Origin of the sequence: Fusobacterium sp. (genome assembly GCF_032477075.1) — a bacterium.
Lineage (GTDB): Bacteria > Fusobacteriota > Fusobacteriia > Fusobacteriales > Fusobacteriaceae > Fusobacterium_A.
This window is the reverse complement of sequence record NZ_JAWDXO010000064.1, coordinates 1-7,143: the sequence shown is the minus strand read 5'-3', so window position 1 is coordinate 7,143 and position 7,143 is coordinate 1. Positions and strand designations below refer to the sequence as shown.

Below are 7,143 nucleotides of genomic sequence, written 5' to 3'. Positions count from 1 at the left end.
AAGGGGTAGCTCCGGTTTTTGTGGCTTTTTCCCCCAAATATTAAACTATATCAATAAAATCAAGGCCTAAATGTTAATTGTTTAAGCCTTGATTTTAATTTCTCTTAATCCATCTTTTGTTTCTATTACACTTTCTTCAAATACATATTTTCCTAGAAAATTTACATGCTCTGTTCCCAAAGGACTAACTCTTTTAAATTCCTCTTCATCAAACCATTTTTCTTCACATACTAATCTGTATATTTTCTCTAAATATCTTGAGTTCCAAATTATCAATGAGGATAACAATATATTTAAGCAACTCGCTTTCTCCAGTTGCTTATCTATTGTGTTCTCATTTAATCTTCCATTTTTTCCAAAAAACATCAAGCGTCCTACTGAATTTATTGCTTCACCCTTATTTAGCATCTTTTGAACTTCCTTTCTAAGTAGTTCACTTGAATAATATTCTAAAATATATTTTGTTTTTAGTATTCTTCCAATTTCTTTCAAACCTTTGGCTACTCCATTATTTCTACTATATGAATTTATCTTATTTAATATCAATGAAGCCTTTACTTTCCCACAATGTATTGATTCTATCAACCTTCCTACCTCTTTAAAATTTTCTAATATTAAATTTTCATTTATCTTTTTAAATTTTTTTCCTTCATTTTCTATATTTTCAAAACCATATAATTGCTGACTATCCAAATTTTTTATTCTTGGTTTAAAGTTAAACCCTAAAAGATATGTTAATGCAAACATTTGTTCTGTATATCCTGCTGTATCTGTTGAATGTTCATATATTTCTAGGGCTGAATTGTGGTATAAGAGTCCATCTAAAACATGGTTACTATCTCGCCCCTCTAACATCTGCACATAAAATGGTGTATATTGATCACTTATATGGCGATACATTCCTCCACCTCTATTTTCATAGTGAGTATTGTAATCTGCATATATTGTTTTTGAACTTATAGGAACTCTCATTCCATCTGAAGATGATTTTTCTCCTGCTCCCCAATTCTTTACAATATCTAAAGAATAATGATAATTTACTAAGGTTTTTTGAGCTTTAAATAAAGCTTCATTATTAAAATAATACTCATTTGTCCTTCTTAAAACTGCTTCATCTATCCCACTAGAAATAGACATTTTAGAAAATCCAATATTATGACCATTAGCCATTAGTGTTGCTACAATAATTTTTTGGCCACCATCTTTTTCCCTGATATCATCTAAAACTCCTGTCCAAGAATTAACTTCAAAAAGAATCTCAGGCATACTTATTTTAGGGAAATAGCTATAAATTTTTTCACTAAAATTACTCTTTTCATCAGCTATAATATTTCTATCAAAATTTAATTTCTTGGGAATAATTAACATAGTCTTTAATTTTTCTAAAAATTCTTTTGCCTCTTTAGATGTAATTTCTTTATTTTCTGAAACTAAGTAGGAATCAAAACTGTTATATTTCTTACTCTCTCTTACGAAAATATCTCCAGAACGAATATAGTCTCTTATAGTATAAATAAATGCTAGTTCTACAACTTTTTTGTTAAAATCCATTTTCTTAATGTTCTTTTGCCACTGTAGATTAAAAATTGATGTATCAATTTGTATTTTCTTTTTGTATTTTAATTCTGGAAACTCTTTTAAATTCTTAATGAATTTAGGTTTTGTATGACTATCAAATTTAATAGATCCAAGTAATTCATTAGTATAATTAAAACTCTGGTGTGATTTTAAAAGAAAATCAATCTCTTCTAATTCAGATTTTTCTAAATTTAATTCATCATTTAATGGAAGCAGTTTTTTTTGATATTTTTCTAGCTCTTCAATGTTTTTAATATTTAGAATATCATTAACAATCTCTTTTAACTTCAATGAGTTTGACTTTAACTTTTCTTGAAGTTGCAGTGAATAAAGTTTAGATTTTTTACGACTTCTTTTTAAAACAGTTCCAGCATAAGTTGAGGTTACTTCAATAATCATATCAATAAATTCTTTTCGCTTGAAGTATAAAAATAGAGCAAGATATGCATACTTTTTTTTATTGCTTGAAAACTTTTCAATTCTAGATTTGTCAGATCTTTGTATCTCAAGTAAAAAATATGATAGTTTACTATCACTTAAAAAACTAACATCAATAGGATCATTAAAGGTATCAATTTCTTTTACTACTTTTAAAAGTTCTCTAATTCCATTGGAATTTGAATTAACACTTAAAGTTTTAATCCTTGAATAAGTTGAAGTTCCAGATTTTTCAACATTTAAAATACTATAAAACCTTTCTTTATTCGATATTTGTCTAAAGATACTTTCATAAATTTTTTCATTGGCTTCTTTATTTGATATCCATAAAAACTGCTCAATAGCAGAGAGATTAGGAGTTAAAATTCTTTTAGATTTTAAAAAGATCAAAAATTCCTTGAATTGAGTGGTAAAACTTCCAAAGTTTAAAGCAATTTTAAAGAGTTCTTCTGCCATCTCTTTTGTATATGAAAATTTAGAATATCCTGAAAAATTAAGGATTTCAATTAGATGTCTTTCTTTAGTGTTTTTAGTACACCAATACTTATCAATTGAATTTGAATCACATTTTAATAAATTGCTAATGTAAGATATTAGTTTTTCAGAAACTCTATCAAAATATGAATTTATTGAAATTCCATTATTTTTTAAATATATTAACTGAAGAGCAAATCCAATTTGTAAAGTAGGAGACCCAAGTTTTTTTATTTTTGAAAATTCCTCTGAAGAAAATGGCACTTTTTGAAAAAATTTGCTCTCATTTGTTAAAAGATCAATAATTTCTATTCTTTCGCGGTTATTAAAAAGTTTATTTCGATATCTCATATCATAAACCTTTTTCTTTTTTTAATTTATAAAACATTGCTTTAGAACATCCTATAACACTTAGAGCTTCAGTCATTGAAATGTAGTAAGGAGCATCTTTGTTTCTTGTTAATGGATATATTTCATCAAATTTTTTTCTTATCTCTTTATCTTTACTTCTCCCAAATTTAACTCCTTTTGCAAGAGCCCTTTTTATTCCTTCTTCTTGTCTTTTTCTAAGTTCCTTTCTTTCCCATTCAGCTTTTAATAAATCCACCTCAAGCATTGTATCAAGCATAACATTGAGCATAGCCTCTGCTAAAGAGTCAGCTCTTTTATTTAAAAGTTTTTCCTTTAAGAAGTTATTTAAATAGCCTTGGTCAATAGATTCTAAAATTATGTTTCGCTTAGCAAGATTTAAAAGACATTCTCTTACTTCTTTTGCATTTCTTCCAATTCTATCAAGATTTTTTACAATAATGGTGTCACCACTTTTGACCCATACATTTAAAAGTTCATTCCAGGTGTCTCTATTTTCAAAAGATTTTCCAGACTTTTTTTCTTGAAAAATAGTTCTATCAGTAGCTCCCATTTCTTTAAAAAGTTCTATCTGTCTATCTAAGTTCTGAGTTTCTGAAGAAACTCTTGCATAATAGTATTTCATTTTATTTATCCTCCATTAGTTTTTATAAATTATATCGTTTAATGTAAAAAAAGTATATAAATAATTAAAGAAAGATAGACAAAAGAATAAAAAATAGAAAACCAATATTTATAGACAAATATTTTTTAATATTCATATTGTCCATAATAGTAGAGTTTTGTAGATTGGAAATATAAGGCAATTTCCATTTTTTCTTGAAATTATATCATTAAGATTAGAGTAATTTAGACTTTTAAAAATATGAAAAATAATTTTATATTTATAATATAATTTTTTAAAAACATATTGACAAATTTAGATACATGGAAGTATAATTACTTATGATATATCGATAAAAATAGATTTGAGGTGAAAGAATGGAAAAAAAATATGAAAATATGTCAAAACTTTTCAAAGCTTTAAGTGACCCTAATAGGCTTATCATATTAGAAATGTTAAAGTATGGAGAAAATTGTTCTTGTAAAATTTTAGAAGAGCTCCATATTGGACAATCTACTTTATCACATCATATGAAAATCCTATATGACAGTGGAATTATTAAATGCAGAAAAGATGGGAAATGGAGTTATTATTCTTTTGACGAAGAAGGATGTAAAAATTTAAAAACAATATTAGATGAAATATTAGATTGTGAGTCAATAATAAAAAAGGGAGAGGATAATCTATGTCAATAATTATTGCTATCTGGTCTTTTTTTGAAGATCAGTTCTTAAAAATGTTATGGCTAGATAATTTAGTAAAAAAAGGACTTACTGCCTTAGGAATAGATGCTAACAGCAGAATAGGTGGTAGTATTCAGTTTTTTATATATGATACTATAAAAATAATTGTACTTTTATCCATTCTTATTTTTGTTATTTCATATATTCAAAGCTTCTTTCCACCAGAAAGAACAAAGAAAATTCTTGGAAATTTCAAAGGAATAAAAGCAAATATTTTAAGTGCTTTACTTGGTACTGTAACACCTTTTTGCAGTTGTTCTTCTATTCCTATATTTATAGGATTTACAAATGCAGGACTTCCTGTTGGAGTAACATTTTCCTTTTTAATATCTTCTCCTTTGGTAGATTTAGGATCATTCATTTTATTGATTAGTGTATTTGGTTTACCAATAGCAGCAATTTATGTCATTGTTGGACTTGTTCTCGCTGTAATTGGAGGAACTATTCTGGATAAAATGGGAATGGAAAAATATGTTGTTAAATTTACAAAACCTGCTGGAAGTATAGATATAGAGTCCCCTGAACTTACAACTAAAGAAAGACTTGAATATGCTCATGAGCAAGTAAAAGAAACAGTAAAGAAAGTATTTTGGTATGTAATTGTTGGTGTCGGAATAGGTGCTTTAATTCATAACTGGATACCAGCTGGAATTATTCAAAAAATATTAGGTACTAATAATCCATTTTCAGTATTGATAGCAACATTTGTAGGAATACCAATGTATGCAGATATATTTGGAACAATTCCTATTGCAGAAGCTCTTTTTGCAAAAGGTGTTGGTGTTGGAACTATTTTATCTTTCATGATGGGAGTTACAGCATTAAGTTTACCATCTATAATAATGTTAAAAAAGGTTGTACAAAATAAGCTGCTTGTAACATTTGTAGGAATAGTAGCTGTTGGAATAATAATAATTGGTTATAGTTTTAATGCATTTGGTTATTTATTTATTTAAAAATATATTTTATAAAAGGAGTGAACAAAATGGGAATATTTGATAAAGTTTTTAAAGGTGGTTGTAGTTGTGGTAGTTGTGATGTTGATGAAACTTCAAAAGAAAATACTATAAAAAAAGAAGGAGCCATGACTATAAAAGTTTTAGGAACTGGCTGCAAAAATTGTGTTAACTTAGCTGATAATGTAAAAAAAGCCCTTACTTCTTTAAACATAGAGACCAATATAGAAAAAGTGACAGATATGGGAGATATTTCAAGTTATGGAATAATGTCTACTCCAGGTTTAGTTATAGATGAAAAAGTCGTTTCTTATGGAAAAGTACTAAAACCAGAAGAAATAGTAAAAATAATAGAAAAATTATAATAGGAGTTTAAAAATGTCAGATAAAAAAATAGAAAGTATAAGTTTCTTTCAAAAATATTTAACAATTTGGGTAGCTTTATGCATGGTTGGAGGAATATTAATTGGTAAGTTTCTTCCAGCCATTCCACAATATCTAAATAAATTTGAATATGCTAAAGTATCAATTCCGGTTGCTATATTAATATGGCTTATGATATATCCTATGATGATGAAAGTAGATTTTCAAAGTATAAAAGATGTTGGAAAAAACCCAAAAGGTCTTTATGTAACTTGGATAGTCAATTGGCTTATAAAACCTTTTACTATGTATGGAATAGCAGCTTTTTTCTTTCATACTTTGTTTAAAAACTTTATAGCTCCTGATTTAGCAACAGAATATCTTGCAGGAGCTGTACTTTTAGGAGCAGCTCCGTGTACAGCAATGGTATTTGTATGGAGCCACCTAACAAAAGGAAATCCTGCTTATACAGTTGTTCAAGTGGCAACAAATGATTTGATAATTCTTATAGCTTTTGTACCAATAGTTAAGTTTTTATTAGGAATAAGTAATGTTGTTGTTCCTTGGAATACATTAATATTATCAGTTATATTATTTGTGGTAATCCCACTTACTGGTGGAATCTTAACAAGAATAATTATTGTTAAAAACAAGGGAGAGAAGTACTTTGAAAAAGAATTTCTTCCTAAATTTGATAATCTTACTGTTATAGGATTATTATTAACTTTAATTTTATTATTTGCTTTTCAAGGGGATGTTATTATTAATAATCCACTTCATATTTTATTAATTGCAATACCATTAATTATACAAACATTTTTAATATTTTTTATTGCTTATTTTCTTTGTAAATTTCTAAAATTGCCTCATAATGTTTCTGCACCAGCAGGAATGATAGGAGCCTCTAACTTTTTTGAACTTTCCGTAGCTGTTGCTATAGCATTGTTTGGAACAACTTCACCAGCAGCTTTAGCTACAGTTGTAGGAGTTCTTGTTGAAGTTCCTGTTATGCTAGCTTTAGTTAAATTTGCAAATAATACAAAAAGTTGGTTTGAATAGGAGGAAAAATGGCAAAGAAAAAAGTATCATTTATTTGTGTTCATAATTCTTGCAGAAGTCAAATAGCTGAAGCTTTTGGAAAATATTATGCTGATAATATTTTTGAAAGCTATAGTGCAGGAACTGAAGTAAAATCTCAAATTAATCAAGATGCAGTAAGATTGATGAAAAAATATTATGGAATAGATATGGAAAAAACTCAAAAACCTAAATTATTAGCTGATATACCTAAAGTTAATATTGTAATAACAATGGGATGTAATGTAGATTGTCCTTTTCTTCCGTGTGAATTTAGAGAAGATTGGGGACTAGATGACCCTACTGGAAAATCAGATGAAGAATTTATAAAAACAATTGAAATTATTAAAGAAAAAGTTATGAAATTAAAAGAAAAATTAAAAAAATAAAGAAAGTAATTTCTCTATATATAAACTAATATTACAAGGGAAAATATCATTTTAGATGGTATTATCTCTTTTTTTATAAACTATTAATCCTTGCTTTTATTGAGATAGCTTAATATTTGGGGAAAAAAGCCACAAAAATCGGAGCTACCCCT

7 protein-coding genes are annotated in these 7,143 nt (G+C 27.1%); 5 read left to right on the top strand and 2 right to left on the bottom strand.

Going from position 1 to position 7,143, the window contains the following annotated elements; all coding sequences use genetic code 11:
* Positions 1 to 81: 81 nt before the first annotated feature.
* Together E6771_RS15545 and E6771_RS15540 are read right to left on the bottom strand one after the other, a co-directional pair.
* Positions 82 to 2,841, bottom strand: coding sequence for a Tn3 family transposase (locus tag E6771_RS15545; RefSeq protein WP_316092253.1), 2,760 nt, complete (start codon positions 2,839 to 2,841; stop codon positions 82 to 84).
* A gap of 1 nt (position 2,842) precedes the next feature.
* Complete coding sequence (locus E6771_RS15540; protein WP_316092252.1) at positions 2,843 to 3,484, bottom strand: recombinase family protein; 642 nt, start codon at positions 3,482 to 3,484, stop codon at positions 2,843 to 2,845.
* Positions 3,485 to 3,840: 356 nt separating this feature from the next.
* Here E6771_RS15540 and E6771_RS15535 point away from each other — a divergent pair, with 356 nt between their 5' ends.
* From E6771_RS15535 to E6771_RS15515, 5 genes are read left to right on the top strand one after another with little or no spacing between them, the layout of a single operon-like run.
* A complete protein-coding gene (locus E6771_RS15535) occupies positions 3,841 to 4,158 on the top strand; it encodes a metalloregulator ArsR/SmtB family transcription factor (RefSeq protein WP_316092251.1) in 318 nt (105 codons plus the stop codon).
* Positions 4,149 to 5,162, top strand: coding sequence for a permease (locus E6771_RS15530; RefSeq protein ID WP_316092250.1), 1,014 nt, complete (start codon positions 4,149 to 4,151; stop codon positions 5,160 to 5,162). The genes E6771_RS15535 and E6771_RS15530 overlap by 10 nt, the downstream gene beginning before the upstream one ends.
* Before the next feature lie 29 nt (positions 5,163 to 5,191).
* Entirely contained in the window at positions 5,192 to 5,527 is a 336-nt protein-coding gene (locus E6771_RS15525) for a thioredoxin family protein (protein WP_316092249.1), read from the top strand.
* Between the two features lie 13 nt (positions 5,528 to 5,540).
* Complete coding sequence (gene arsB, locus E6771_RS15520) at positions 5,541 to 6,584, top strand: ACR3 family arsenite efflux transporter (RefSeq protein ID WP_118006768.1); 1,044 nt, start codon at positions 5,541 to 5,543, stop codon at positions 6,582 to 6,584.
* Positions 6,585 to 6,592: 8 nt separating this feature from the next.
* On the top strand, positions 6,593 to 6,991 hold the full coding sequence (locus tag E6771_RS15515; RefSeq protein ID WP_118006769.1) for an arsenate reductase ArsC: 399 nt from the start codon (positions 6,593 to 6,595) through the stop codon (positions 6,989 to 6,991).
* Positions 6,992 to 7,143: the final 152 nt, after the last annotated feature.

What these genes read in the sequence shown, in the direction of transcription:
- E6771_RS15545 (WP_316092253.1), bottom strand. Translation starts at nt 2,841, where the DNA reads ATGAGATATCGAAATAAACTTTTTAATAACCGCGAAAGAATAGAAATT.
- arsB (WP_118006768.1), top strand. Translation starts at nt 5,541, where the DNA reads ATGTCAGATAAAAAAATAGAAAGTATAAGTTTCTTTCAAAAATATTTA.
- E6771_RS15535 (WP_316092251.1), top strand. Translation starts at nt 3,841, where the DNA reads ATGGAAAAAAAATATGAAAATATGTCAAAACTTTTCAAAGCTTTAAGT.
- E6771_RS15540 (WP_316092252.1), bottom strand. Translation starts at nt 3,484, where the DNA reads ATGAAATACTATTATGCAAGAGTTTCTTCAGAAACTCAGAACTTAGAT.
- E6771_RS15525 (WP_316092249.1), top strand. Translation starts at nt 5,192, where the DNA reads ATGGGAATATTTGATAAAGTTTTTAAAGGTGGTTGTAGTTGTGGTAGT.
- E6771_RS15530 (WP_316092250.1), top strand. Translation starts at nt 4,149, where the DNA reads ATGTCAATAATTATTGCTATCTGGTCTTTTTTTGAAGATCAGTTCTTA.
- E6771_RS15515 (WP_118006769.1), top strand. Translation starts at nt 6,593, where the DNA reads ATGGCAAAGAAAAAAGTATCATTTATTTGTGTTCATAATTCTTGCAGA.